At 74.5% G+C, this 26,217-nt stretch carries 22 protein-coding genes; 2 read left to right on the forward strand and 20 right to left on the reverse strand.

The features are described 5' to 3' along the window. Positions 1–14: 14 nt before the first annotated feature. The 5 genes from ACZ3IG_RS15460 to ACZ3IG_RS15480 form a co-directional block, all read right to left on the reverse strand. Positions 15–1,604 (reverse strand): TRAFAC clade GTPase domain-containing protein, encoded by a 1,590-nt coding sequence (locus tag ACZ3IG_RS15460; RefSeq protein ID WP_467432265.1) that lies wholly within the window; start codon positions 1,602–1,604, stop codon positions 15–17. 58 nt (positions 1,605–1,662) lie between these two features. After that, positions 1,663–4,401 (reverse strand): GTPase-associated protein 1-related protein, encoded by a 2,739-nt coding sequence (locus ACZ3IG_RS15465; protein WP_467432267.1) that lies wholly within the window; start codon positions 4,399–4,401, stop codon positions 1,663–1,665. After that, positions 4,398–5,636: a TRAFAC clade GTPase domain-containing protein gene (locus ACZ3IG_RS15470; RefSeq protein ID WP_467432269.1), complete on the reverse strand. Its 1,239-nt coding sequence runs from the start codon at positions 5,634–5,636 to the stop codon at positions 4,398–4,400. The genes ACZ3IG_RS15465 and ACZ3IG_RS15470 overlap by 4 nt, the downstream gene beginning before the upstream one ends. Before the next feature lie 3 nt (positions 5,637–5,639). After that, on the reverse strand, positions 5,640–7,910 hold the full coding sequence (locus ACZ3IG_RS15475) for a tetratricopeptide repeat protein (RefSeq protein WP_467432270.1): 2,271 nt from the start codon (positions 7,908–7,910) through the stop codon (positions 5,640–5,642). Positions 7,911–8,131: 221 nt separating this feature from the next. After that, positions 8,132–8,824, reverse strand: a complete 693-nt coding sequence (locus ACZ3IG_RS15480; protein WP_467432272.1) for a TetR/AcrR family transcriptional regulator — start codon at positions 8,822–8,824, stop codon at positions 8,132–8,134. A 50-nt stretch (positions 8,825–8,874) separates the two neighbouring features. On the opposite strand from ACZ3IG_RS15480, the gene ACZ3IG_RS15485 reads away from it, so the two are divergent. Continuing rightward, complete coding sequence (locus tag ACZ3IG_RS15485) at positions 8,875–10,005, forward strand: FAD-dependent oxidoreductase (protein ID WP_467432273.1); 1,131 nt, start codon at positions 8,875–8,877, stop codon at positions 10,003–10,005. A 159-nt stretch (positions 10,006–10,164) separates the two neighbouring features. Here ACZ3IG_RS15485 and ACZ3IG_RS15490 read toward each other — a convergent pair whose 3' ends face one another. The 15 genes from ACZ3IG_RS15490 to ACZ3IG_RS15560 all read right to left on the reverse strand — a co-directional run bounded on the left by ACZ3IG_RS15490 (position 10,165) and on the right by ACZ3IG_RS15560 (position 24,833). Next, entirely contained in the window at positions 10,165–10,914 is a 750-nt protein-coding gene (locus tag ACZ3IG_RS15490; protein ID WP_467432274.1) for a sirohydrochlorin chelatase, read from the reverse strand. 7 nt (positions 10,915–10,921) lie between these two features. Beyond that, positions 10,922–11,839 carry an ABC transporter permease gene (locus tag ACZ3IG_RS15495; RefSeq protein ID WP_467432276.1) on the reverse strand — a complete coding sequence of 306 codons (918 nt, stop codon included), beginning with the start codon at positions 11,837–11,839 and terminating at the stop codon, positions 10,922–10,924. Continuing rightward, positions 11,826–12,614: an ABC transporter ATP-binding protein gene (locus tag ACZ3IG_RS15500; protein ID WP_467432277.1), complete on the reverse strand. Its 789-nt coding sequence runs from the start codon at positions 12,612–12,614 to the stop codon at positions 11,826–11,828. The genes ACZ3IG_RS15495 and ACZ3IG_RS15500 overlap by 14 nt, the downstream gene beginning before the upstream one ends. Positions 12,615–12,659: 45 nt before the next feature. Further along, positions 12,660–13,757, reverse strand: a complete 1,098-nt coding sequence (locus ACZ3IG_RS15505) for an aliphatic sulfonate ABC transporter substrate-binding protein (protein ID WP_467432472.1) — start codon at positions 13,755–13,757, stop codon at positions 12,660–12,662. 2 nt (positions 13,758–13,759) lie between these two features. Next, positions 13,760–15,091, reverse strand: coding sequence for a sulfate adenylyltransferase subunit 1 (locus ACZ3IG_RS15510; protein WP_467432280.1), 1,332 nt, complete (start codon positions 15,089–15,091; stop codon positions 13,760–13,762). A 2-nt stretch (positions 15,092–15,093) separates the two neighbouring features. Next, positions 15,094–16,032: a sulfate adenylyltransferase subunit CysD gene (gene cysD, locus ACZ3IG_RS15515; protein ID WP_467432281.1), complete on the reverse strand. Its 939-nt coding sequence runs from the start codon at positions 16,030–16,032 to the stop codon at positions 15,094–15,096. Beyond that, the gene (cysC, locus tag ACZ3IG_RS15520; RefSeq protein ID WP_467432282.1) at positions 16,029–16,565 is read right to left on the reverse strand and encodes an adenylyl-sulfate kinase; all 537 of its coding nucleotides are present in this window, start codon (positions 16,563–16,565) and stop codon (positions 16,029–16,031) included. The genes cysD and cysC overlap by 4 nt, the downstream gene beginning before the upstream one ends. 23 nt (positions 16,566–16,588) lie before the next feature. Further along, positions 16,589–17,299 carry a phosphoadenylyl-sulfate reductase gene (locus ACZ3IG_RS15525; RefSeq protein ID WP_467432283.1) on the reverse strand — a complete coding sequence of 237 codons (711 nt, stop codon included), beginning with the start codon at positions 17,297–17,299 and terminating at the stop codon, positions 16,589–16,591. Continuing rightward, the gene (locus ACZ3IG_RS15530; RefSeq protein WP_467432284.1) at positions 17,296–17,475 is read right to left on the reverse strand and encodes a hypothetical protein; all 180 of its coding nucleotides are present in this window, start codon (positions 17,473–17,475) and stop codon (positions 17,296–17,298) included. The genes ACZ3IG_RS15525 and ACZ3IG_RS15530 overlap by 4 nt, the downstream gene beginning before the upstream one ends. Further along, positions 17,472–19,169, reverse strand: coding sequence for a nitrite/sulfite reductase (locus ACZ3IG_RS15535; protein WP_467432285.1), 1,698 nt, complete (start codon positions 19,167–19,169; stop codon positions 17,472–17,474). Before ACZ3IG_RS15535 ends, ACZ3IG_RS15530 begins: the two co-directional genes overlap by 4 nt. Before the next feature lie 126 nt (positions 19,170–19,295). After that, positions 19,296–19,379: a putative leader peptide gene (locus ACZ3IG_RS15540; RefSeq protein WP_310887545.1), complete on the reverse strand. Its 84-nt coding sequence runs from the start codon at positions 19,377–19,379 to the stop codon at positions 19,296–19,298. A gap of 127 nt (positions 19,380–19,506) precedes the next feature. Then, positions 19,507–20,079: a GNAT family N-acetyltransferase gene (locus ACZ3IG_RS15545; RefSeq protein ID WP_467432287.1), complete on the reverse strand. Its 573-nt coding sequence runs from the start codon at positions 20,077–20,079 to the stop codon at positions 19,507–19,509. Between the two features lie 47 nt (positions 20,080–20,126). Then, on the reverse strand, positions 20,127–21,434 hold the full coding sequence (locus ACZ3IG_RS15550) for a hypothetical protein (protein WP_467432288.1): 1,308 nt from the start codon (positions 21,432–21,434) through the stop codon (positions 20,127–20,129). A 173-nt stretch (positions 21,435–21,607) separates the two neighbouring features. Continuing rightward, complete coding sequence (locus ACZ3IG_RS15555) at positions 21,608–22,885, reverse strand: GAF domain-containing protein (protein WP_467432289.1); 1,278 nt, start codon at positions 22,883–22,885, stop codon at positions 21,608–21,610. A 313-nt stretch (positions 22,886–23,198) separates the two neighbouring features. Further along, positions 23,199–24,833 carry an acyl-CoA dehydrogenase family protein gene (locus ACZ3IG_RS15560; RefSeq protein ID WP_467432290.1) on the reverse strand — a complete coding sequence of 545 codons (1,635 nt, stop codon included), beginning with the start codon at positions 24,831–24,833 and terminating at the stop codon, positions 23,199–23,201. 213 nt (positions 24,834–25,046) lie between these two features. On the opposite strand from ACZ3IG_RS15560, the gene ACZ3IG_RS15565 reads away from it, so the two are divergent. Beyond that, the gene (locus ACZ3IG_RS15565) at positions 25,047–26,189 is read left to right on the forward strand and encodes a YihY/virulence factor BrkB family protein (RefSeq protein WP_467432291.1); all 1,143 of its coding nucleotides are present in this window, start codon (positions 25,047–25,049) and stop codon (positions 26,187–26,189) included. Positions 26,190–26,217: the final 28 nt, after the last annotated feature.

A 26,217-nucleotide genomic window follows, 5' to 3' on the forward strand; every position in this document is an offset into this window, starting at 1 on the left:
GGGGGTCACCCGGGTCATGCCGTCGTGTACGTCCTCTCCGTCGCGCCTCGGGTACGCAGCCCCGAGGCGGCGAGCAGCCACAGCACCGGTTCGGCCGCCCTCAACTGCTCGCTCTCCAACGGGCCCGCGCAGGTGGCGGCATGGGCGCTCACCGTCCAGTAGCGCGCCGACCGGAAGTCGTGCCCGAGGGCGCGCACCAGGGGGCCGAGCCCGATCTCGGTGAGCCACTCGTCGATCCGCGCGCCGGGCACCGGCAGCGAGGCGAGCCCGTCGAGAACGTCCCGCTTGGTGACCACCGCGGCCACCGGCAGCCGGGACCGCCGCCCGGTCAGCGCCGCCAGCTCCCCGGCCAGCCGCTGGTACGTCTCCCAGGGCCCCTGCGCCGAGGGACGCGCGTCCTTCACCAGCCGGGCGTCCTCGGGCGAGAGCAGGCCGCGCACCTTGGGATCGGCCAGCACGTCGGCGACCAGCACCACCCCGTCCGCGTGCGCCAAGTACCCCTGCCCGCGCACCCGTTCGGCCTCGCTCACCGACTCGCCCATCGGGTCGTACAGGTACAGCAGCCGACGCCGCCGGCCCCGGCGGACCAGCAGCATCAGGGCGCGCGGCTGTCCGCCGGTCGTGGCGTGCGCCCAGCCGGTGCGCCGTACCTCCTGGGCCAGACCGGTGGCGGTGCGCCGGTCGTCCTCCGAGGCGTACTCCACCGACAGCCCGCCGCGTCGCGCCCATGCCTGGAGCCCCTCCGTCATGGCCGTCATCAGCATCGTCTTGCCGGACGAGGTGCCGCCGATCAGCGGCGCGTGCACGACGCGGGTGGTGGTGGCGGCCTCGGGCAGCCACCGCTCGCAGTACGGGCAGCGGGCCGTGAGCCCGCCGCCGCCCGAGAGCCGGGTGGCGGGCAGCCGGTGCCCGCAGTCGCAGACGTGCCACAGGGCGCCGTACCGGCCGGGCCGCAGCGCGCGGTGTTCGGCACGGCAGTTCGGGCAGGGGTGCAGGGCCAGCGGCACGGGGCGGTAGCAGCCGGGGTGCGGGCACTTGACGCGGATGCCGCGCAGCAGCCGCCGGCCCCGCTCCAGGCCGCGCAGCGCCGGTACGGACGCCGCCCAGCCCAGCCAGACCAGCCCGAGCAGCAGGGCGAACACGGTGAGTACGGCGGTCAGGGCGGCGCAGGCGAGTGCGGCGCCGAGGGCCGCGCCGGCGGCGGTGCCGGGCGCGACGAACACCGTCAGCAGAAACCGGTTGGCCGGGATGTCCACCCGGCGCCCGTCCGGCCGCCGCCCCGTGAACAGGTTGCGGGCGGTCCGTCGCAGCCACCCGTCGACGAGGCCGCGCCAGACCGTCCGCGTGCCGTGCCGGGCGGCGGTCGACGCGTCCACCCACATCTGCCGCCACCAGTAGGCCAGGTGCGCGGGCTCGGGCTGCTTCGCCGTGCCCAGCCGTCCGTCGCCGTCCCCCGTCCGCCACGGCCCGAGCCGCCGCCAGACGGCACCCAGCCCGGCCGCCGCCAGCTCCCACACCGCCCGGCCGGCGCACACGCCCACGGCGATCAGCGCGGTCCAGCCGCCGAGGAGGAGGAGCGGGAGCGGGACGAGGCCGGAGGTCATGGGATTCCTCCGTCGCCGCGCGTCGGGGACGTCGGGGACGTCACGGGCGTCGGGGGCGTCACGGGCGGCCCTCCTCGGCCGGCGGCTCGATGTCGCCGTGCCGCACGGGCGGGCGTTCGATACGGCGGTTGCGGCCGGAGAAGCGGCCCGCCAGGCGGCCGAGGGTGCCCGGCCGGTTCCAGGAGCGGAACGCGTCGAGCCTGCCGCCGCCCGCCCGGCCGAGGGTGTCCTCGATCCCGGCCAGGTCGGCCGCGGGCAGCGCCCGCACCACCGGGCGCAGCACCTTGGTCAGCAGGGCGGTGCGGGTCTCGTCCCAGGCCGGATGGGTGCCGGGGCAGGCGCTCCAGGCGCAGAAGCAGGCGGCGGCGTACGCCGGTGACGTCCGCAGCCGGTCCCGTACCCGCTCCGAGCGCCCCGCCCGTTCGTACGCCGCCAGCAGCCGGGGCTCGCCCGACCGGGCCAGTCCGTACAGCTCGCTGTCCGGCGCCGGGCCGTCCACCAGCCGTCGGGCCAGCGCGGCGAAGACCCGCTCCGTCACGGTGTCCGGCACCGGCTCGGCGGCGCCGTCGCGCAGCCCGAGCGCCCGGCCGACCCACTCCTCGCCCTCACCCTCGGTGCCCAGCAGCCCGGTGAACTCCAGGAGGAGCAGCGCCGCCCGCTGTCCCGGGCGCAGCTCGGTCGGGAAACAGCGCAGCAGGTCGGCGGCGAGGACGGGGGCGTCCAGGTCGTCCGGGGGCGCGGCGAGGGCGGCGTCGACCAGGACGTCGCGGGTGCCGGCCGCGCGGTGGATGTCCGAGCCCAGCTGGTTCAGCAGCAGGCTGGCCTCCTGGCTGGCCGGCAGCTCGCCCGGCCACACCAGGTGCAGGGCGGTCGCGAGGACGGCCGGGTCGGCGTGCGGCGAGACCGCGGCGGCGCGCAGCACCCCGTGGAACCGGGTGAGCCGGTCGCCCGGCTCCCGCGCCTCGGGCGGCAGCACGCACATCCGCAGGTGCGGGAAGCCGGGTTGCAGCCCGACGGGCAGCCGCGATCCGGCGAGCCGCCGGGCGACGGCCACCGGATCGGCGGCGGCCAGCGCGTCCAGGGCGCCGAACAGGGCGATGCGCAGGGCGGGATGCCCCTCGACGGCGTCGAGCAGGGCGGGTGGGCAGCCGTCGGGCTCGGGGGCCGTGCTCCCGTACGTGCCGGTCCCGGTGGTGCCGTACGTGCCGCTCCCCGCGGTGCCGTACGTGCCGCTCCCCGCGGTGCCGTACGCGCCGGTCCCTGCGGTGCCGTACGCCGTGCCGCGCGGGGCGTCACGCCGGGCACCTTCCGAGCCGGTCCCGGCGGTGCCGTACGTGCCGGTCCCGACGGTGCCGTACGCGCCGCTCCCCGCGGTGCCCTCCCCGTCGTCACCCGCGCGGCCCTCCCCGCCGCCCTCCGGTCCCGCCACCAGTGCCCGCGACAGCCGTCCCGCCAGTTCCGGCAGCAGGTCCTGGCAGTCGACGTCGAGCAGGTCGGCGGTGCCCAGCAGGAGCAGGGGCCGGCCGACGGCGGGCTCGCGGGCGTCCGCGATGCCGGACCGCAGCGGCGCGGCCAGCGTCCGGGCCAGCTCGTCCCGGACCACCGGCGTCAGCGACCCGGCGCGCAGCGCGGGCACCGGCCCGCCGCCGAGCACCGCCGAGGTCAGCACCCGCCCGGCCAGCGGCGCCGTCACGGCGGTCGGCAGCCGCCCCTCGACCCGGTCCAGGAGCGCGGCCAGCGCGGCCCGTTCGGCACCGGCGTCCTGCGGGGACGTACCGGACGTACCCCCTTCGTCGCCGCCGGACGTGCTCAGCACGCCGATCAGCGCCGTCAGCGTGGCCTCGGGCAGCGACCCGACCCGCTCCCCGGCCCAGCGGGCGGCGGCGGCCCGGGCGTCGGCGCGCAGCGCGACCCCGGCGGCCAGCGCCGACGCGGCGAGGCACCCGAGGTCCAGCGAGGCGTCCCGGAACAGCTCCGGACGCGCCGCGCACCACACCCGCGCGCAGGTGTCGGCCCACGCGTCCGGGACCGTACCGGCCGAACCGCCGGCGGACCGCCCGGTGCAGTCGTGTACCCGCAGCCGGTGCCCCGGCGCGCACGGCTCGGACGACGGCAGCGCGCCGACGATCTGCTGGCGGGCCTGGAGCGGCCGGCGGGTGTACGTCGTGAAGGTCAGCCGGTGCGCCACCTCCCGGGGCAGCACCGCGCAGGCCAGCGCGATCCACTGGGCCACGGCCGCGCTGTCGTGCTCCACCAGCACCACCTGGCAGGCGTCGGGGTCCTCCGCCAGCACCCGCAGGTCGGCGAAGAACGCGGCGAGCCGGTCCGCGCGGGACGCGGCGAAGGCGACCAGGGCGTCCCGGCGCAGCAGCCCCGACGGCTCCAGCCGGTCCACCGGCGTGGGCCGCCGGTCGGCGGGCGTGGCGTCGGCCCAGCGCGGCGACTCCCACGCCGTGATGGGCAGCGCCCCGTCCGGCAGCCGCGCCCCCGGCGGCAGGTACAGGGCGTGCGCGTGGAAGTTGCCCCAGCGCCCGCTGTAGTCCGCGCCGGTGTAGACGGTACGGCTCAGCAGCCGTCCCCCGTCGGAGAGTTCGTGGAAGCCCAGCGCCTTCGGGAAGGCCCGCAGCTGCGCGGCGTCCGGCCGGGCCGGCAGGTCGCGCGGCGGCTCGTACCCGATGAGCTGCTCGGCCTCCCGCAGCAGCCCCTGCGGTACGCCCGGACTGACCGCGGTGAACCGGAACCCCGAACCGTCGGGGCCGGGCGGCGCGGACGTGTAGTGCAGCTGGGCGAGGCTCACTTGGTCCGTCCCTTCCCGGCGCCGCGCACCCGCAGCAGCCCGCGGCGGCTCAGCAGCCACAGCAGCGGATCCTCCACCCGTACCGGCCGCGGCCCCGACTTCGGGGCGTCCGCCGGGGCGTCGGCCGGGGGCGGGGCGCCCAGCGCCGACAGGCCGAACAGGGACACCTCGGCGAAGTCCAGCTCCAGCCGCCGCAGCAGCGTCCCCGAGTCCCAGTCGGCCAGCAGCGACCGCATCTCCTCGTGCACGGCGAGCCGGTCCACGTCGTCGTACACGCCGCCTTGGTGCGGGGCGTTGGCCAGCAGCGGCGAGTGCGGGTCGAGCAGCGCCCCGAGCATGTCCGTCTTGGTGACGGCCACCGCGATCGGCGTGCTGACCCGGCCCCGGGCCCCGCGCCGGCCGTGCGCGCGCAACTGGGTCGCCAGATCGGCGGCGATCTGCTCCGGCGGGGCCTCCACCGCGGGCAGCGGCGGGCCGTCGTGCACCGGCAACCGGTCCCGAACGGAACCCAGTTGCAGCGGGTCGACCAGCAGGATGATGCCGTCGGCGGCGCTGAGGTAGCGGGTGTAGCGGTCCATCGCCTCCGCGTCCGCGAGGTCCTCGCCCGCCGCGTCGAAGAAGACCAGCGTGGTGTGCCGGGTGCCGCCGCCCGGCTGGCCGCGCCGGGGCAGGCTCAGCCGGTACAGCAGCGGGTCACTGAAGCCGAGCGCCGCCGGGCGGGTGGCGTCCGGCAGCCGCAGCCGCTCGTAGAGGTCCTCGGCCATCTCCTTGTCGCGCCGCTGCGTACTCGCGCCCATCGCGGCCAGCGAGGCGTGGTACGCCTGCCCGACGCGCTGGTTCAACTCGTTGACCAGGACGGAGACGTACGTGCTCTTGCCCGACGCCTTCGCGCCGACCAGCGCGATGATGCGGCTTTCCTGGTCGCAGTAGTCGCTGGGCAGGTCGTTGTGGCAGGTCCCGCAGACCCGGACCGGCGTGCCGACCCCGCACTTGGGGCAGGGCACGCTGCCGGCCGAGGTGCCGAGCACGCGGCCCACGCTGCGCGGGGCGTTGAAGACGGGGCCGCGCATCCGGGCCGCCGGGGGAGCGGCGGGGCCGGTGAACCCGGCCCACACGTCGTCGCGCACCGGACCGCACGGCGCGCCCCGCACGCCGCTCGGCATCATCTGGCAGCGGTAGGGCAGCCGGGCCGCCGAGGCGCGGGTGAAGCAGTAGGGACAGGTGACGGTCGTCATGGCTCAGCGCACCACCAGGCTCGTGGGGGAGGGTTCTTCGAGGCGTACGGCCGTGGCGTGTTCGCCGAGCAGGAAGCCGCGCAGGGTGTAGGGGGCGGGGAAGGGCGCGTCCGGCAGTTCCTGCTCCACCGTGCCGCCGTGCCGGGAGAGGTCGCGGCCGGCGATCCGCAGCACGGTGGTGCCGTCGCTCGCGTCCCGGGGGCGCAGGGTGCCGCCGCGCACCACGCACACGAACTCGGGCAGGTCCGCCCCGGCCGGGTCCGGGCCCAGCAGGGTGACCCGCAGCAGGGTCCGGCGGCGGCTGCGGGGCAGGAACCGGCCCGGCGGGCGCACCAGTTGGTAGCCGATGGCGGTGTCCGCGGCGAGCAGGACCTCGGCGGTCTCGGCGGGCAGCACCACCGCCTCCGGTATCTGTGAGGTGACCGAGGCGCGCAGGCGCACCGCGTGCGGGCCGACGGGCAGCCGCAGGCCGCCGCGCCGGTACGCGTGCGCGGTGACCGTCCGCTCGCCGCCCTCGCCGGCGGTCTCCGGACCCGGCAGGGGCTCCCAGGCGACGGTGACCTGTCCGGTGCCCTCCGGCCAGTCCAGGGTGACGGCGGCCTCCCCGTCCGGGAGCCGGCGGGCGGCGAGGGCGGTGACCGGACGCAGCGCCTCGACGTCGACGACGGGCCCGGCCAGGGCCCGGTCGCCCAGCACGGCCACGGCGGCGACGCGCAGGTGCCCGCCCCGGCGGGGGCGTACGGTCCGGGAAGGCCCGGGTGCGGTCCCGCCCGGGCCCGGGCGGGCCGTCCCGGACGGTTCGTGCCCGGGTGCGTCCAGGCGGGGCGGCAGCTCGTCGGTGCGCAGTTCGGTGCCGGGCGCCGGCGCGTCGCCGGGCCACTCCACCAGCCGGACGTCGGCGCCCGACGCCCCGGTCCAGCCGAACCGCAGCGCGTCGCCCTCGGGTTCGGCGGTGAGCGTGCCGACCGGCTCCGGCCAGGGGTGGACGGTACGGGTGAGCAGACGGCCCGGCGAGGCGACGGACGTGCCGTCGGGGGCCCGGTAGTGACAGCTGACGCGGAACGCGTGGGCGCCGACGGCCAGCCCCGTCGCGGTGAGCCCGTCGGGGCGGGCGTCCAGCCGCTCGGCCGTGCTCTGCGGCCCCGTGTGCTCCACCGTCACACTGGTGGCGCCGGGCGGGCACGTCCACGCGCAGGTCACCCTGCCCGGCCCGTCGGTCACGGCCGGGTCGCCCACCTCCGGGGTGACCGCCAGCCGGTGCGACACCAGCGGCGGCCCGGCCACCTGGCCGTCGCGCAGCGGCAGGGCGGCGTAGCGGACCGTGGTGCCGGGCACGACCCCCGTGTCCCGGGCGGCGCCGGCCAGGGCGGGTACCTCGCGGTGCCCGGCGGCGCCCCGCTCGTCCTTCAGCAGACACAGCAGCCGCCAGGAACCGGCGTCCGCGTCGCCCTCGACGGGCCACGACAACGCGACGTGGCCGAAGCCGAGTTCGGTACGCAGCGGAGCGGGGCGGCCGGGTTCGGGCCGGTGGACGCGGATCAGCCCGTGCAGCGCCCGCCGGTCGTCCGCGGCCTGGCCCAGCGCCCGCAGATACTGCTCCGTGGCCGCCTCGGTGTCCCCGCGCCGTACGGCCCGCCGGGCCGCCTCCAGCGCCGACTCCAGGACGGCGAGCCGGCCGGCCAGCTCCGTCCGCAGCGCGCGCAGCGCCGGGTCGTCGCCCTGCGGCAGCCGCTCCAGCAGCATGCGGGCCCGGTACAGCCGGCGCTCCTCCCAGGCGTCGGCGAGCGACTCCGCGGCGGCGCGCCGGTCCTGGTCGAGGACGGGCCGCACCCGGGCCGCCGCCAGCAGCCCGGCCGCCTCGCCGGCGTGGATGCCCGACTCGGCGATGGCCTGCTGCCACTGGTCCGGCGGGCGGTCCTGCACCAGACCGATCAACTGGTAGAGCACGACCCGGCGCAGCGCCAGCGGGTCGCGCCGGTGCACCACGGCCAGCAGCCGCGCCAGCTCCGCCGCCGGACCCGCGCCACGGGCGACCCGGTCCAGCAGCGCGCCGTCCACCCGCCGGTGGCCGCGCGGACCGGACGGCACGGCCAGCCCGTCCAGGACCCGCAGCCCGCCCCCGGACGGTAAGAGGATCTCCGCCGCGTGCCGGGCGCCCGCCGCGTGCTGGGCGGCGGCGAGTTCGGCGTAACCGGGGACCAGCGGACTCAGCGGCAGCCCCGACAGCGCGCCCGGCAGCCCCAGATGATGTCCGAATACCCGACCTGCCCCCACCTGTGCTGTTTCCCCCCGCGCTCGTTCTCCGAAGAACCATCCCAGCAGATCGGTGACCGGGGAGGGAAGGCTTTTCCCCAACCCGCGCACGCCGGACGCGAGACCCGCGCATCCGCACGCCCCGCACTCCGCCTCCGCGCCCCGCGCACACCGCCCGCTCGCATCCTAGGCTCCCGCCCCCTCGGTTCCCGGCGGGAACCGGGCCCGCCGGAAGCCGATCCTCACGCCGGCGGCCGGGTGAGCCTGGCGGCCACGGCGTCGAGGACCCACTCCAGGCCGGTGGCGAAGGAGGTCTCGGCGTCCACGTGCGTGCCGTCGTGCACGGCCTTGGACAGTGCCGGGAAGCGGCCGGTGGCCAGCATCCTCGTCACATGCGGGCCACGGGTGCGCTGCCAGTCGCGCTTGGACAGGCCCGTGGCGCGCTCGGCCCGCAGGTCGGCGGCCTCGCGCCGGATCGCCCCGGTGAAGTAGGCGCTGACGGTCTCCACCGCGCGCATGACGGTGTCGATGTCGGCGAGGCCGTCGAGCGCGGACAGCGTGGCCTCGGACACGGCGAGGCCGCTCGGCCCCAGGGCCGGGCGCCCGCCGAGCAGGTCGGCCAGCCATACGTGACGCAGAGCGGCCCGCCTGGTGCGGTGGGCGAGCACGCGCAGCGCCTCCCGCCAGTCACCGGGCCGCTCCTCGGGGAGGATCTCGGCGTACACCTCGTCCACCATCAGGTCCAGCAGCTCCTGCTTGGTGGAGATGTAGCCGTACAGCCGCATCGGGCCCGCGTTCAGCCGGGCGGCGACCTTGCGCAGCGACACCGCCTCCAGCCCGCCCTCGTCGGCCAGCGCGACGGCGGCGGCGACGATCCGCGCCCGGTCGAGCGGCACGGGGCGGGGCGGCGGCTCCGGCCGGTCCCAGACGGTCATGGTCACGCCGTTCTGTCGTGAGCGTCACAGTAGCGATACGGTGTATCGGCATGAGACATCGTATCGCCGTGGTCGGAGGCGGCCCCGCCGGCCTCACCTTCGCCCGTGTCCTGCACCGCCACGGCCACCCCGTCACCGTCCTCGAACGCGATCCCGGCCCCGACGCCCGCCCTCAAGGCGGCACCCTCGACCTGCGCGAAGGGCAGGGCCAGCGCGCGCTGGACAAGGCGGGACTGCTGGCGGAGTTCGCGGAGTCGGCCCGTCCCGAGGGACAGGCCATGCGCATCCTGGACACGGACGGGACCGTGCTGCGCGACTGGCGCCCCCGTCCGGACGAGCGGGCCCATCCCGAGATCGACCGCGGGCAACTCCGTGACCTGCTGCTCGGCCCCCTCGACGTCCAGTGGGGCCGGGGCGTGACGCGGGTGGTGCCGGGCGCCCCGGACGGCGTGCGAGTCCACTTCGAGGACGGGCGACAGGAGACGTACGACCTCGTGGTAGGCGCGGACGGCGCCTGGTCCCGGGTCCGCCCGGCCGTCTCACCGGTGACGCCGCACTACACCGGCGTCACCCTGGTCGAGACCTCCCTGGACGACGTCGACACCCGCCACCCGGCTCTCGCCCGGCTGATCGGCGACGGTTCCGTGGCCGTGTACGGCGTGAACCGCGCCGTCGTCGCCCAGCGCAACAGCGGCGGCCACGTCAAGGTGTACGCCCAGTACCGCGCCCCGCTGGACCGGCGCCCGGACCCGGAGCGGGACCCGGACCCGGCCGACGCCGAGGCCGTGCGGGCGGGCCTGCTGGCCCTGTTCGACGGCTGGGCCGCTCCCGTCCTCGACCTCCTCCGCCACGGCACCGCCTTCGCCCGCCGCCCCCTGCACGCCCTGCCCGTCGCCCACACCTGGACCCATGTCCCCGGGGTGACACTCCTGGGCGACGCCGCCCATCTGATGCCCCCGCTGGGAGCGGGCGCCAACCTCGCGATGCTGGACGGCGCCGAACTGGCCGAGTCCCTCGCCGCCGGCCCGGACGATCCGGACGGGACCGTCCGCGCCTTCGAGGAACGGATGTGGGCACGGGCCGGCCGGTGGGCGGAGATCACCGCGGCGGGCCTGGAACGCCTGGTGAGCCCGGACCCCGCCGAAGCCCTCGCCCTCTTCGACCAGGTCCAGCCGTCCTGACCAGCGGTTCGACCGGGTCCAGCCGTCCTGACCAGCGGTTCGACCGGGTCTGGCCGTCCTGACCAGCGGTTCGACCGGGTCTGGCCGTCCTGACCAGCGGTTCGACCGGGTCTGGCCGTCGTGACGGCCGGGCGCGAGGGCGGCGGCGAGGGCCGCCGTTCACGCCCCCACGGCCACCCGCACGGACGCCCCCGCGGCCACCCGCGCCGCCTCGTACCGCTCCACCAGCAGCCGGGCCACCTCGGGCGCCGGACCGAGCACGTCCGCCAGCACGTCGGTCCCGGCCGCGCCGCGCGCGATCCGGTCCGGCAGGCGGCCGGGGGCCAGGACGTACGGGGCGACGGCGACCCGCGCGCAGCCGAGGTCCCGCAGTTCGCGCACCGCCTGTTCGGTGCGCGGCAGGGACGCGGAGGCGAACGCGGGCCGCACGGCGCACCAACCGGTGTGCCGCCACTCCCGCGCGATTTCTGCGATCACCGCGATCGCCTCCGGGTCGGTGGACCCCGCCGAGGCCAGCACGACCCCGGTCGAGGACTTGTCGGCGGGCGTCAGGCCCGCCTCGTACAGCCGCCGCTCCAGCGCGGCCAGCAGCAGCGGGGACGGCCCCAGCACCTCGGCCTGCCGGATCCGCAGCCGGGGCGGCGCGTCCGCGAGGACCGCCGGGATGTCCGCCTTGGCGTGGAAGGCGCGGGTCAGCAGCAGCGGAAGGGCCACCACGTCCCGGACGCCCTCCGTCGCCAGGGACTCCAGCACCCCCGGCACCGAGGGCACGTTGAAGTCCAGGAACCCGGTCTCCACCCGGACGTCCGGGCGCAGCGAACGGACCCGGCGGACCAGGGCGTGCACGGTCGCGGCGTGCCGCGGATCGCGGCTGCCGTGGGCGATGACGAGCAGGACGGGTCGGGACATGACGCGGTCAGCTCCTCACCAGCAGGCCGCGGCCGCGCAGCACCCACCGCTCCAGCGGGCTGAAGACCAGCAGGTCGACGGCGATGCCGACGACCAGGATCAGCCCGATCGCCTCGAACACCATGGCCATGTCGCTGGCGTTGCGGCCGTTCTCCAGCAACTGCCCGAGCCCGACGCCCAGGTCGGGGAAGGACGCGATGATCTCGGCGGCCATCAGCGACCGCCACGAGAACGCCCACCCCTGCTTCAGACCGGCCACATAGCCGGGCAGCGCGGCCGGCAGCGTGATGTGCCAGGTGCCCTTCAGCCCGGTCGCGCCCAGCGTGCGGCCGGCCCGCAGGAAGACCGGGGGGACCTGGTCGACGCCGGAGACCAGTCCGTTGGCGATGGACGGGACCGCGCCGAGCAGGATCACCGCGTACATCATCGAGTTGTTCAGGCCCAGCCAGATCACGGCCGGCGGCACCCAGGCCACCGACGGCAGCGACTGGAGGCCGGACAGGATCGGGCCGATCGCCGCCCGCACCCACCGCACCCGCGCCACCAGCAGTCCCAGCGGCGTGCCGATCAGCAGCGCCAGCAGGAAGCCGGACAGACCGCGCGAGACGCTGGTCCAGATGTAGCCGAGCAGCGTGCCTTCGAGCCAGGCCCGGTGCACCACGTGCCACACGTCGGCGGGCGCGGGCAGCTTGGTCGGGTCGTCGACGACGCCGAAGGAGATCAGCGCCTGCCACCCGGCCAGCACCAGCAGTACGGCGACGACCGGCGGCAGCACCTTCTGGGTGAGCGTCTGCCGGAAGGAAGCGGTACGCCCCGGCTGCCGGGTCTCCAGCGCGTCGAGGCCCGCCTCCAGACCGGCGAGATCGCCCGTGTCCTGCTTCCCCGGTGCTGTGCCGGAGCCCGGTGTCGTGTCAGTGCCGGCCATGACGACGGATCTCTCCCCGCAGTTCTTCGGTGATCTCGACGGACAGTTCCGCCACCGCCGCGTCCTCGATGCGGCGCGGGTGCGGGAGGTCCACCGTCCACTCCCGGGCGACCCGGCCGGGGCGGGAGGACAGCAGCACGACCCGCTCGGCGAGGCGGACGGCCTCGCGCACGTTGTGCGTGACGAACAGGACGGACAGCTTCGTCTCGCGCCAGATCCGGGTCAGTTCGTCGTGCAGGACGTCACGGGTGATCGCGTCCAGCGCCGCGAACGGCTCGTCCATCAGCAGCAGCCGGCTCTCCTGCGCGAGCGCGCGGGCCATGGCGACCCGCTGGCGCATCCCGCCGGACAGCTCGTGCACCCGCTTGCCGTACGCGCCGCCGAGCCGGACCAGCGTGAGCAGTTCCTCCGCCCTGTCCCGGCGCTCGGACTTCGGTACGCCGCGCAGCTTCAGGGCGAGTTCGATGTTCTTGCCCGCGGTCAGCCACGGGAACAGGGCGTGCTCCTGGAACATCAGCGCCGGGCGCCCGTCCGTGTCGATCGTCCCGGCGCTGGGCCGGTCCAGGCCCGCCACCAGGTTCAGCAGCGTGGACTTGCCGCAGCCCGAGGCGCCGAGGAGGGTGACGAACTCGCCGGGCGCGACGTCGAGACTGACGTCGTCCAGGACGAGCTGCTGCCCGGCCGGGCCCGCGAAGGACTTCGAGACGTGCGTGATCCGGGCGGCGTGGGTGGCCGCTCCGGTGCCGTCGGCGGCCTTGGCGAGGGTCGTGGCCATGGTCGTCACCTCCTGGGACGGGTAGGGGAAGGGGCGGGAACGGATCTACTCGACGCCGAGCCCGGCGTCGTCCACCGCGGGCTCGCCCTCGGCCGCCAGGACCTTGTCGAGCAGCGTGAGGTCGTAGATGCCCTTGAGGTCGGTGTCCTCCAGCAGCCCCGCCCGCACGGCGTGCCGGGCCTGGACGGCGAGGGTGGCGGCCAGCGGGTCGTCGGTCACCTCCAGCGACTCCCAGGCCGGGTCGAGGACGCCGGCGGGCAGCGCCTTGCCGGAGTCGGCCGCCAACTGCTCGTTGGCCGCGGCCTTCGCCGCCTCGGGGTGGGCCTCGATCCAGCGGTTGGTCTCCACCGAAGCCCTCAGCACCGTCTCGACGGCCTTCGGATGCTCCTTCAGGAACTCCTGCGACACCACGATGTTGGTGATCACGAACTTCTTGTCCGGCCACAGGTCGGCCTCGTCGACCAGCACCTTGCCGCCCTCGGCGACCAGCCGGGACGCGGTCGGCTCCGGCACCCAGGCGCCGTCCACCGAACCGGTCCGGAAGGCGTCCGGAGTGACCTTGTTGTCGCTGCGTACGACGGTGACGTCACCCCGGCCGCTCTGCGCGTCGACCTTCCAGCCCTGCTCGGCGGCCCAGTCGAGGAAGGCCACGTCCTGGGTGTTGCCGAGCTGCGGGGTGGCGATCCGCTTGCCCTCGACGTCCGCGACCGACGTGATCTTCTCGGGGTCCACCACCAGCTTCACCCCGCCGGAGGCCGAACCGCCGACGATCCGCAGGTTCTTCCCGCCCGACCTGACATAGCCGTTGACCGCCGGGGACGGCCCGATCCAGCCGATGTCGACCGACCCCGCGTTCAGCGCCTCGATCTCGGAGGGACCCGCGTTGAAGACCGCGTACTTGGCCTCCGTGCCGCCCAGCGCCTTCTGGAAGAAGCCCTCGCGGTTGCCGACCAGGGCGGTGGCGTGGGTGAGGTTGCCGAAGTAGCCGATCCGGACCGCGTCCAGACCGTCGGTCTTCGGCGCCCCCGCGACCACCTTGACGGTGTCGTCCACCGTGGCCTGCGACCCGTAGCCGCAGGCGGCCAGGGCGAGCAGGGGCAGGACGGCGACGACCGTCAGAGCGCGACGCGCGGCGGAGGCCATGCTCAGAAGTCCCACCCGTCGTCGTCCGCCTCGGCCGTGACCGGCTCCGGGGACGCGAAGGACTCGCCGACCATGCCCGCGGTGAGCGTGGTGCCGTCGGCCGGGTCGATCAGGATGAACGAGCCCGTGCGCCGGGAGTCGGCGTAGGAGTCGGCGGGCAGCGGCTCGGCGGTGCGGATCTTCACCCGGCCGATGTCGTTGGCGACGAGCTGCCCCGGGTGCGGGTGCAGGGACAGGTCGTCGAGGGTGAGCCGGGCCGGGATGTCCTTGACGATCGCCTTCACCGTGCGCGTGCCGTGCTTGAGCAGCACCCGGTGGCCGACGGTCAGCGGCTGGTCGGCGACGTGGCAGACGGTCGCCTCGACGTCCTGCGTGGTGGCCGGCGCGTCCTGGGTGGGCACGATCAGGTCGCCGCGCGAGACGTCGATGTCGTCCTCCAGCAGCAGCGTCACCGACTGCGGCGTCCACGCCACGTCGACCGGCTCGCCGAGCAGGTCGATCCCGCTGACCCTGGTCGTCCGCCCCGACGGCAGCACGGTGACCGGGTCGCCGACGCGGAAGGAACCGGCGGCGATCTGACCGGCGTACCCCCGGTAGTCGGGGTGCTCGGCGGTCTGCGGCCGGATCACGTACTGCACGGGCAGCCGGGCGTGGCAGTGCGCCAGGTCGTGGCTGACCGGCACGGTCTCCAGGTGCTCCAGCACTGTCGGGCCGCCGTACCAGTCCATGTGCGCGGACGGCTCCACCACGTTGTCCCCGACCAGCGCCGAGATCGGGATCGCGGTGACCTCGGGGACGCCCAGCTCGGTCGCGTACGCCGTGAACTCCTCGGCGATGGCGGCGAACACGGACTCCTCGTAGCCGACCAGGTCCATCTTGTTGACGGCGAGGACGGCGTGCGGGACGCGCAGCAGGGCGGCGATGGCGGCGTGCCGGCGGGTCTGTTCGACGACGCCGTTGCGGGCGTCGACGAGGATGACCGTCAGTTCGGCGGTGGAGGCGCCGGTGACCATGTTGCGGGTGTACTGCACGTGTCCGGGGGTGTCGGCGAGGATGAACCGCCGGCGGGGCGTGGCGAAGTACCGGTAGGCGACATCGATGGTGATGCCCTGCTCCCGTTCGGCCCGCAGGCCGTCGGTCAGCAGTGCCAGGTCCGGGGTCTCCTGTCCGCGTGACGCGGAGGCGCGCTCGACGGCCTCCAGCTGGTCGGTGAGGATCGACTTGGAGTCGTGCAGCAGCCGTCCGACGAGGGTGGACTTGCCGTCGTCGACCGACCCGGCGGTGGCGAACCGCAGCAGGGTGGTCTCCGAGAGGATCTCGGTGGTGGTGCTCATGTCTAGAAGTACCCCTCGCGCTTGCGGTCTTCCATCGCGGCTTCGGAGAGTTTGTCGTCGGCGCGGGTGGCGCCGCGTTCGGTGAGCCGGGAGGCGGCGATCTCGGCGATGACCTTCTCGATGGTGTCGGCGTCGGAGTCGACGGCGCCGGTGCAGGACATGTCGCCGACGGTGCGGTAGCGGACCTGCCGTTTCTCGACCCTCTCGCCGTCCTTGGGGCCGCCCCAGTCGCCGGCGGTCAGCCACATGCCGGCCCGGGCGAAGACCTCGCGTTCGTGGGCGTAGTAGATCTGGGGGAGTTCGATGTCCTCGCGGGCGATGTACTGCCATACGTCCAGCTCGGTCCAGTTGGAGAGCGGGAAGACGCGGACGTGTTCGCCGGGGGCGTGGCGGCCGTTGTAGAGGTTCCAGAGTTCGGGGCGCTGGCGGCGGGGGTCCCACTGGGAGAACTCGTCGCGCAGGGAGAACACCCGTTCCTTCGCCCGCGCCTTCTCCTCGTCGCGGCGTCCGCCGCCGAAGACGGCGTCGAACTTCTCGTGCTGGATCTTCTCGGTGAGCGGGACGGTCTGGAGCGGGTTGCGGGTGCCGTCCGGGCGTTCCTTCAGTACTCCGCGGTCGATGTAGTCCTGGACGGAGGCGATGTGCAGTCGCAGTCCGTGCTGTTCGACGGTCCGGTCGCGGTAGGCGAGGACCTCGGGGAAGTTGTGCCCGGTGTCGACGTGGAGCAGCGAGAAGGGAACCGGAGCCGGGGCGAAGGCTTTCAGCGCCAGGTGGAGCATGACGATGGAGTCCTTGCCGCCGGAGAAGAGGATCACCGGCCGTTCGAACTCGCCCGCGACCTCGCGGAAGATGTGCACCGCCTCGGACTCCAGCGCGTCCAGATGCGAGAGGGCGTACGGGCTGTCCGTGCCCTCCTCGGCGGTCGCGACGGTCGTCGTCATGCCAGTCCCCTTTCGCTGAGCAGGGCGTGCACCGCCGCGGCGGACTCCTGGACGGTCTGGTGCTGCGACTCGATGCGCAGATCGGGAGCCACGGGCTCCTCGTACGGGTCGTCGACCCCGGTCAGCCCGGTCAGCTCACCCGCCGCCTGCTGGGCGTACAGCCCCTTCACGTCCCGCTCGCTGCACACCTCGACCGGGGTCGCGACGTGCACCTCCAGGTAGGCGGTGCCGTTCTCCTGGTGGCGCTTGCGTACCGCGTCGCGGCTGTCCGCGTACGGGGCGATGACCGGGACGAGGGCCAGGACGCCGTTGCGGGCGAGCAGTTCGGCGACGAAGCCGATGCGCTGCACGTTGGTGTGCCGGTCCTCGCGGCTGAAGCCGAGGCCCGCCGAGATGAACTCGCGGATCTCGTCGCCGTCGAGCACCTCGACGCCGTGGCCCTCGGCGCGCAGCCGGCCGGCCAGTTCGTGGGCGATGGTGGTCTTGCCGGCGCTCGGCAGACCCGTGAGCCAGACGGTGGCTCCGGTCGTCACTGGGGACTCCTCCATGATCGTGGTCATCCGTGCAGCCCGCACTCGGTCTTGGCGCGGCCCGCCCAGCGGCCGGCGCGCGCGTCCTCGCCCTCCAGCACCCGGCGGGTGCAGGGGGCGCAGCCGACGGAGGCGTAGCCGTCCATCAGCAGGGGGTTGGTGAGGACGCCGTGCTCGGCGACATAGGCGTCCACGTCGTCCTGGGTCCAGCGGGCGATGGGGGAGACCTTGACCTTCCGCCGCTTCTCGTCCCAGCCGACGACGGGGGTGTTCGCCCGGGTCGGGGACTCGTCGCGGCGCAGCCCCGTCGCCCAGGCCACGTAGTTCGTCAGGCCCTCTTCCAGCGGCTTGACCTTGCGCAGGGCGCAGCACAGGTCGGGGTCGCGGTCGTGCAGCTTCGGCCCGTACTCGGCGTCCTGCTCGGCGACGGTCTGCCGGGGCGTGAGGGTGATGACGTTGACGTCCATCACCGCCTCCACCGCGTCCCGGGTCCCGATCGTCTCGGGGAAGTGGTAGCCGGTGTCGAGGAACACCACGTCGACGCCCGGCATCGCGCGGGAGGCGAGGTGGGCGACCACCGCGTCCTCCATGGAGGAGGTCACACAGAACCGCTCGCCGAACGTCTCCACGGCCCACTGGAGGATCTCCAGCGCGGAGGAGTCCTCCAGCTCGCGGCCCGCCCGCTCGGCGAGTGCCTTGAGATCCTCGGTCGTACGCTCTTCCTGTATCGCCGTCATATCGCTTCCCCTCCCGAGGGGTCGGGCCGGAGCCCGCGGGCCAGCAGCCCGCGGAACTTCAGCTGGAATGCGCGGTTGCACGCCCCGCATTCCCAGGCGCCGTGGCCCTCCTCGCTCGGACGGAGGTCCTCGTCGCCGCAGTAAGGGCAGTAGAAGGGAGCGGCGCGCTCGCTCATTTCAGGGCCTCCTCGGAGGCACGCGCCGCCCAGGTGGCGAATCGTTCGCCGTCTTCCCGCTCGGCCTGGTAGCGCTTCAGCACGCGCTCGATGTAGTCGGGCAGCTCGTCCGAGGTGACCTTCAGGCCGCGCACCTTGCGGCCGAAGCCGGGGTCCAGACCGAGGGCGCCGCCCAGGTGGACCTGGTAGCCCTCGACCTGCTCGCCCGCGTCGTTGACGACGAGCTGGCCCTTGAGACCGATGTCCGCCACCTGGATACGGGCGCAGGCGTTGGGACAGCCGTTGAGGTTGATGGTGAGCGGCTCGTCGAACTCCGGCAGACGGCGCTCCAGTTCGTCGATGAGCTGGGAGCCGCGCGCCTTGGTCTCGACGATGGCCAGCTTGCAGAACTCGATGCCGGTGCAGGCCATGGTGCCGCGCCGGAAGGTGGAGGGCCGGGCGGTCAGGTCCAGGGCCTCCAGGGACTCGACCAGCGACTCGACCTGCCCCTCCTCGACATCGAGGACGATCATCTTCTGCTCGACGGTGGTGCGCACCCGGCCCGAGCCGTGCGCCTCCGCCACGTCCGCGATCTTGGTCAGGGTGGTGCCGTCGACCCGGCCGACGCGCGGCGCGAAGCCGACGTAGTAGCGGCCGTCCTTCTGCCGGTGCACCCCGATGTGGTCGCGCCAGCGGGCCACCGGCTCGTCAGGCGCGGGACCGTCGGTCAGCTTCCGCTTCAAGTACTCGTCCTCCAGCACCTGCCGGAACTTCTCCGGGCCCCAGTCGGCGACCAGGAACTTCAGCCGGGCGCGGTTGCGCAGCCGCCGGTAGCCGTAGTCGCGGAAGATCGAGATGACGCCCTCGTAGACGTCGGGGACGTCCTCGATCGGCACCCAGGCGTTCAGCCGCACGCCCAGCTTGGGGTTGGTGGACAGACCGCCGCCGACCCACAGGTCGAAGCCCGGGCCGTGCTCGGGGTGGCGGACGCCGACGAACGCCACGTCGTTGATCTCGTGCACCACGTCCAGGACCGGCGAGCCGGAGATCGCGGTCTTGAACTTCCGGGGGAGGTTCGAGTACGCCGGGTTGCCCAGGACCCGGCGCTTCATCTCCTCCAGGGCCGGCGTGCCGTCGATGATCTCGTCCTCGGCGATGCCCGCGACGGGGGAACCGATCATCACGCGGGGCGTGTCGCCGCACGCGGTGACCGTGGACAGGCCGACGCCCTCCAGCCGCTCCCATATCGCCGGCACGTCCTCGATCCGGATCCAGTGGTACTGGACGTTCTGCCGGTCGGTGATGTCGGCCGTGCCACGGGCGAACTCCTGCGAGATCTCGCCGATCACGCGGAGCTGCCGGGTGGTCAGCGCACCGCCGTCGATGCGGACGCGCAGCATGAAGTACTCGTCGTCCAGCTCCTCCGGCTCCAGGACGGCCGTCTTGCCGCCGTCGATGCCGGGGCGGCGCTGGGTGTACAGCCCCCACCAGCGCATCCGGCCGCGCAGATCGTTGGGGTCGATCGAGTCGAAGCCACGCTTGGAGTAGACCGTCTCAATCCGTGTCCGGACATTGAGACCGTCGTCGTCCTTCTTGAACTGTTCGTTGCCGTTGAGCGGGGTGAAGTGACCCGCGGCCCACTGACCCTCACCGCGGTGACGGCTCACCTTGCGGCGGGGAGTCGTGGCGGCAGGCTCGGGCGGGGTGGCGGCCATCGTGGACACGTCCTTCAGACAGGCGGAATACGGCACTGACCTGCGCGGCGGGCGCATGGGCATACGGGCGCGACGTCGCGCGAGGAATTCAGGCGAAGGGAGAGACCGGTGCTGCTGGGGTAGCTCTCAGCGCGCCGGACAGATGGCGCTGGACATGCGGCCGAGGTCGACGTGGCGTCGACTCACCAAGGCAATTCCAGTTCCAGGCATGACGGAAGCGTGGCACGGCGTTCTGGACACAGTCCAGCTTCATCCGGAATGTGGACACCATTGTCTCGTACCGTGAGACAATGGTGTCGTTGGTCACATGGGCCGGTTCCGGCCGTTTCGGCGCAGGTCAGGAGGGGAAGGCGCCGGGCCACGGCCCGGGGGAGGGCACCTCGGTCTCCTCCTCGACCTTGGTGTCGAACAGCCGGAAACCCCGCCGCTGGTAGTTGGCCATCGCGTGCTCGCCGTCCTTGCTGCACGTGTGCAGCCACACCCGCTTGGTCGCCGGCAGCCCCGGCCGGCGCTCGGCGAGGTCCCAGGCGCGGGCGGTGGCGTACGACAGCAGGTACCCGCCGATACGGCGGCCCCGGAACGCCGGGATCAGGCCGAAGTACTCGATCTCCACGGTGCCGTCGTCCCCGGCGACCAGTTCCGCGTATCCGGCGGGCGTGCCGCTCGCGTGGGCCACCCAGGTCTCCACGCCCGGCCGGGCCAGGCGTTCCTGCCAGCGCGCGTACGTCCACTCCAGCCGGTCGGTCCAGCGGACGTCGCCGCCGACCGCCGTGTAGAGGAAGCGGCTGAACTCGGGGGAGGGCACCTCGGCGCGCACGACACGCACGTCCCCCTCCGGGGCGTCGGACGGCAGCAGGTCGGACGGCGCCGTCTGCTCCAGGGACCAGGTGGTCACGGGGATGGTGGTCATGCCGGTCAGAAAATCATCCGGTGCGGGCCGCTGTCGACGGCGGCCGGCTACCCCAGCGCGCCGTCGACCGCGTCGAGCGGCAGCGCGAACAGGGTCTGGCCCGCCTGCGACCACACCTCGCCGGTGCGGGGCGAGTACGCCAGCGAGCCCGGCTCACCGCTCCAGCACAGGTGCGAGCGGTCGGCGCCGCACTCGGTGGCCCGGGCACCGTCCAGGTCCGTCCGCCACAGCGTGCCGCGCCCGTCCGGGCTGCCGACGGTGCCGCCCAGGTACCACTCGGCGTGGTCCGCGCCGGCCGCGCGGTGGGACAGCACGCCGCGGATGCCGCGCGCCCCGGTCTCGTACACCTCGCGCGCCCCGGCCCGGCCGGTGGGGTCGGTGGCGGGCAGGCCGGCGCGGCCGGGTTCGGTGCTGAGGGAGTAGCGCCACAGCCGGGAGGGACGGTCGTCGTCCACGGGCACGGACTCGCCCGCGACAAGGCTGTCGGGTGTGGTGCCCCGGTCCAGGGACAGGACGTCGGGGCGGCCCGCGCCGGGGCTGTCGTCCGCCTCGTAGGAGGCGACGGCGGGCAGTACGTAACGGTGGCCGCCGGCCGACCAGCCGCCGGTCACCCGGCCCACGGTGTCGGTGTCGGCGGTGGTCCGCTGGATGCGGTCCAGGTCGTAGGCGTAGAGCGCGTTGCGGTCCCCGGCGCCGGCGGTGACCAGCAGCTTGTCCTGGTACCAGACCATGCCCGAGACGGGCGAGGCCAGCGGCCGGTAGTCCCGGCCGCCGTCGACCGGGAGGACCAGCAGGACCGAGGTGTAGCGCGGCCGGCCGGTGCCGTCGGCGTCGACGAAGGAGACCCGGGTCATGCGCCGCCCGGTGGCCGTGTCGTCGCGCGACCAGGCCGACAGGATCACCTGGTCGGCGCCCCAGCGGCCGTCGTCGTCCGCGTCGGCCGAGGTGGTCACGGCGCCCGGGGACCAGCCGCTGGTGTCGGCGCCGTCCCAGCAGTAGGCGCGGGTGGCCGTGGGGGCTATCGGCAGGGACTCGCGCTCGGCGTCCGTACAGTCGTCCGTGGGGCGCAGCGTGCGGTCGGCGGAGGCCAGGACGGTGCGGACGCCCACCGGGGAGCCCATCGACGCGGACAGCCGGCCCAGCCAGCGGCGGGGCACCTGGCGCTCGGTCAGCCCGAGCCGGGTGACGTCGGCGGACGCCGTGAGCCGCTTCAGACCGCCGGGACCGTCGGCGACCTCGGCCTGTGAAGCGCTGATCATCGTGGCGGCGGCCGTCAGCGCCAGGGCGGCGCCGGTCAGGGTCGCGCGCAGTGCTCTGCTCCGCCTGCGCCGGCGGTGTCTGCCGCGATGCGTCATGAAACCTCCACAGGCAGCGGACCAACTACGCCCGATGAGTCGATCGTTGACTCTACGACAGACGGGCTCCTCCGTGGACGCGGGTCCCGTAAAAGAGTGGAAGAAACCCCACTCGTACCCCTGGCGCCCACGATCCGGTCACACTTGCCCGCGGGCGCGGGGTGCCGTCCCGGTCAGTGGACCGCCGCCGAGCGGCGACGGCGTTCCGCCACCGCCGGGGCCGTCGAGTGGGGCAGCAGGTCGCGGGGGTCGTCGGGGAGGAGGACCTCCACCTCCGTGTCGTCGGAGAAACGATACGGCCGATGGGCCAGCAGGCCCCCGAGGTAGCGCCGGACGCGGGACAGCTCGGCCCGCACGGTCACCGTGCGGGCCGGGTCGCCGAACATGTCCTCGGCCAGGCCCGCGGCGCTGCGGCCGGAGCGGTGGACGGCGAGCAGGTAGAGCAGCTCGGCGTGCCGGGGGCTCAGCTCGTGGCTCCAGTGGCCCGCGCCGCCCCGTACCCGCAGCGACCGGCGCCGCGGCTGTGCGAGGTCCAGCACGATCCGGGTGACCTCCCGCGGCGCCGGCTCCTCGACGGCCCGCACCAGCCAGCCGTCGGCCAGCGGCTCCACCGCGCACGGCCCCAGCGACGGCAGGGACAGCACCCCCGCCGGCACGGACTCGGGCAGGGCGATCCGCCGCGTGTACGGCACCCCGGTCACCGCGGCGGCCCACCCGTCCCGGTCCACCACCAGGGCCCGCCCGCCGATCCGGGCGAGCACCGGCGCCGCCACCGCGCGCAGCCGCTCCAGCGACCGTACGTGCAGCTCTCGCAGCCGGGCCTCGGCGAGCTTGGCCACCGCGCCGACCCAGGCGAGGGTCGCCGGGTGCATCGTCGTCAGCGGCCCGCTGACGTCGACCACCCCGAGCAGCCGCCCGTCACGCGGGTCGGTGATGGGCGCCCCGGCGCACGTCCAAGTGGCGTGCGAGCGGACGAAGTGCTCGGCGGCGAAGACCTGTACGGGCCGCCGGACGACCGCCGGGGTGCCGATGCCGTTGGTCCCGACCACGTCCTCCCGCCAGTCCGCGCCGAGTTCGAACCCGAGCCCGTCGGCCTTGCGCAGCACCTGCGGACTGCCCTCCCGCCACAGCACCCGGCCCTCGTCGTCCGCGACCACCATGATGTGCTGGGCGATGTCCACGGCGGACAGGAGCCCCTCGCGCAGCACCGGCAGCACGTGCCGCAGCGCCGACGCCTCCCGCCGCCGTTCCACCTCCTCGCGGGAGAGCAGACCGGTCCGGACGTCGTGGTCCGGGTCGACCCCGCTGCGCAGCATCCGCTCCCAGGACCGCTCGATCACCGGTCGCGGAGCCACCGGGGCCCGCCCGCCGGCGAGCCGGGCGGAACGGACCGCGTCCAGCATCCGTGCCGCGTGTGTCACGTCCACGGCCGCCACCTGCGTCACGTCCATCGGCGAGAGCGTCACCGGCCTGGGTCCTCCCTCCGAGAGACGGGCTCGCACCCCGTCTGGCGTCTGCGTCTCATTCTCACCGCTTGCCCTGGCACCGGAGACACAGTCCGCACACAGCGCACGGCGAAGTTGCAACCCCTTGCAACCCTGGTGGAGCGCCGCGCGGTGCCCCAGACTTGACCTCGCGTCGCCCAAGGCGACGCACGCCCGCCTGAAACGGGCCGGTGCGCGGGGGGTGGTGCCGTGTCGGCGCAGCACCACCCCCCGTATCACCCCCGGTACCACCCCCGCGCCCCCCGCGCCATCGTCCGGATCAAGCCACCGGGCGCGCCCGCTCCACGACGGACGCCAGATCGAGGGTGGCGGGCAGCGTGCCGAAGGCCGCGCCCCCGTCGCCGCCCAGCCGCGCGGCGCAGAACGCGTCGGCGACCTCCGCGGGCGCGTGGCGGACCAGCAGCGCCCCCTGGAGCACCAGCGCCAGCCGTTCCGTCAGCCGTCGCGCCCGCGCCTCGGCGTGCCCCAGGTCCGCCAGGTCGGTCAGCAGGTCCCGGATCGCCGCGTCCAGCCGGTGGTCGGCGCCGCGCGCCCGGCCGACCTCGGTCAGATACGCGTCCAGCGCCGCCGGCTCCCGCTGGAGCGCCCGCAGCACGTCCAGCGCCTGGACGTTGCCCGCGCCCTCCCAGATCGAGTTCAGCGGCGACTCCCGCACCAGCCGGGGCATCCCGGACTCCTCGACGTACCCGTTGCCGCCCAGGCACTCGGCCGCCTCCACCGCCACCGGCGCGCAGCGCTTGGTCACCCAGTACTTGGCGGCCGGCACCGCGAGCCGCAGGAAGGCCCGCTCCGCGTCACCGCCGTCGTCGTACGCCGCCGCCAGCCGCAGCCCCAGCGTCGTCGCCGCCTCCGACTCGATCGCGAGGTCCGCCAGGACGTTGCGCATCAGCGGCTGGTCGGCCAGCTTCGCGCCGAACGCCTCCCGGTACGCGGCGTGGTGCACGGCCTGCGCCACCGCCTGCCGCATCAGCCCCGCCGAGCCCAGTACGCAGTCCAGCCGGGTCGCCGCCACCATCCCGATGATGACGCGCACCCCCTGGCCCTCCTCGCCGACCCGGCGCGCCCAGGTCCCGGCGAACTCGACCTCGGCGGAGGCGTTGGACCGGTTGCCCAGCTTGTCCTTCAGCCGCTGGATCAGGAACACGTTGCGGGTGCCGTCCGCCAGCACCCGCGGCACCAGGAAGCAGGTCAGTCCCGCCGGGGCCCGGGCCAGGACCAGGAAGGCGTCCGACATCGGCGCCGAGCAGAACCACTTGTGTCCCGTCAGCTCGTACGCGCCCTCCTCGGCCAGCGGCCGCGCGGCGGTCGTGTTGGCCCGCACGTCGCTGCCGCCCTGCTTCTCCGTCATCCCCATCCCGAACAGGACGCCGGCCTTCAGACGCGCCGGCCGCAGCTCCCGGTCGTAGATCGTCGAGGTCAGCCGCGGCTCCCACTCGGCGGCGAGAGCGGGATCGGCGCGCAGCGCGGGCACCGCCGCGTGCGTCATCGACAGTGGACATCCGTTGCCCGCCTCGACCTGCGTCCACATCAGGAACGCGGCGGCCCGCCGTACGTGCCCGCCCGGCCGGGACCAGGCGGCGGTCAGCCCCGCCGCGACGCCCTTGCCGAGGAGCCGGTGCCAGGCCGGGTGGAAGTCGACCTCGTCGAGCCGGTTCCCGTACCGGTCGTGGGTGCGCAGGACGGGCGGGCTGGCGTTGGCCTGCGCCCCCCACTCCTGCGCCTGCGCGGACCCGCAGCTGCGGCCCAGGCCGGACAGCTCCGCCCGCGCCTCCTCGGCCAGGTCCGGCGCCAGATGCCGCTCGACCGCCGCCGTGAGGGCCCGGTCGGCGGCGAAGACGTCGTACCCGACCAGGGGCGGGGCCTGGTTCGTCACGGTGTGGGTGCTGCCTGTCATGTTGGCAACCTACCCGGGACCCGGCACCGGCACCGCGTTCCCGTGGCCGGGCCGGGTGGAGCGGAAGCGATGCCGGGACTAATGCCGGGACCGATGCCGGGACCGATGCTTTCCGGTCAACGCGGACATGCCAGACCGGTCCCGGCCGGTGTCCGCCGTGCCGCGGGCCACCGCGGGATGAGAGGCGCCGGTCACGGCGGATACCTTTAGGTCGTGCAGCCAGCAAGTGAACCCCCCGAGCGGCCGTCCGGACGGCTCCATCGCGCCCGCGCCCTCTACCGGAACGTCTCCAAGCGCAGGACCGCCTGGCTGCTCCTGAAGGACACCGTCAACTCCTGCATGGAGTACCGCATCCTGGGACTGGCCGCCGAGGCGGCGTTCTTCACCCTGCTGTCGGTGCCGCCCCTGCTGCTCAGCCTCGTCGGCCTGCTCGGCTACGTGGACCTGTGGATCGGCGCGGACACCACCGACAGCCTGCGCGCCAACATCCTGGACGCCTCCCGCGCGGTCCTGTCCGAACGGGGCGTCAAGGAGATCACCGAGCCGATCCTGGAGGACGTGATGAAGGGCGGCCGGCCCGACGTCATCTCCCTCGGCTTCCTGCTGGCGCTCTGGTCGGGCTCCCGCGCGGTGAACGTCTTCATCGACACCATCACCGTGATGTACGGCCTCGACGGCGTCCGGGGCATCGTCAAGACCCGGCTGCTCGCCTTCGGCCTGTTCATCGTGGCGCTGCTGATCGGCTCGGTCGCGCTGCCGCTGATGGTGGCGGGCCCGGACGCGGTGGTGCGGATCGTGCCGTGGTCGACGACGGTCGTGCAGGTGCTGTACTGGCCGGTCGTCCTCGTCCTGTCGGTCGCCTTCCTGACCACGCTGTACCACGTGTCGGTGCCGGTGCGCTCGCCCTGGATCGAGGACGTCCCCGGTGCGCTGGTCGCCCTCGCCATGTGGGTGTTCGGCAGTATCCTGCTGCGGATCTACCTCACCAGCACCGTCGAGGGCCCCACCATCTACGGGTCGCTCGCCGCGCCGGTCGCCGTGCTGCTGTGGATCGGCGTGTCCGCGTTCGCGGTGCTGGTGGGGGCGGCGGTCAACGCGGCCATCGACCGGGTCTGGCCGGCCGCCGCCACGGCCGCCGCCCGCGAGGCCAACGAGCGGGTGCGCCAGGCGCAGGTCGCCGAGTACGTCGCCCGTACCGCCGCGCAGGGCGAGGCCGACCCCGACATGCCCTCCGAGTTCCCCGAACGCTGGTCCCGCTTCCTGCCCCCGGAGGACGTCACCTCCCGCCTGCGGACCCACGCGAAGTCGACGCCGCGGGGGGAGGAGGGGCCGGGGCCACGAGGCGGGGAGGACTGACCCCCCGCGGGCGCCCGGCCCCTGCCCT

The sequence above is a fragment of the Streptomyces sp. NPDC016677 genome (assembly GCF_055562815.1).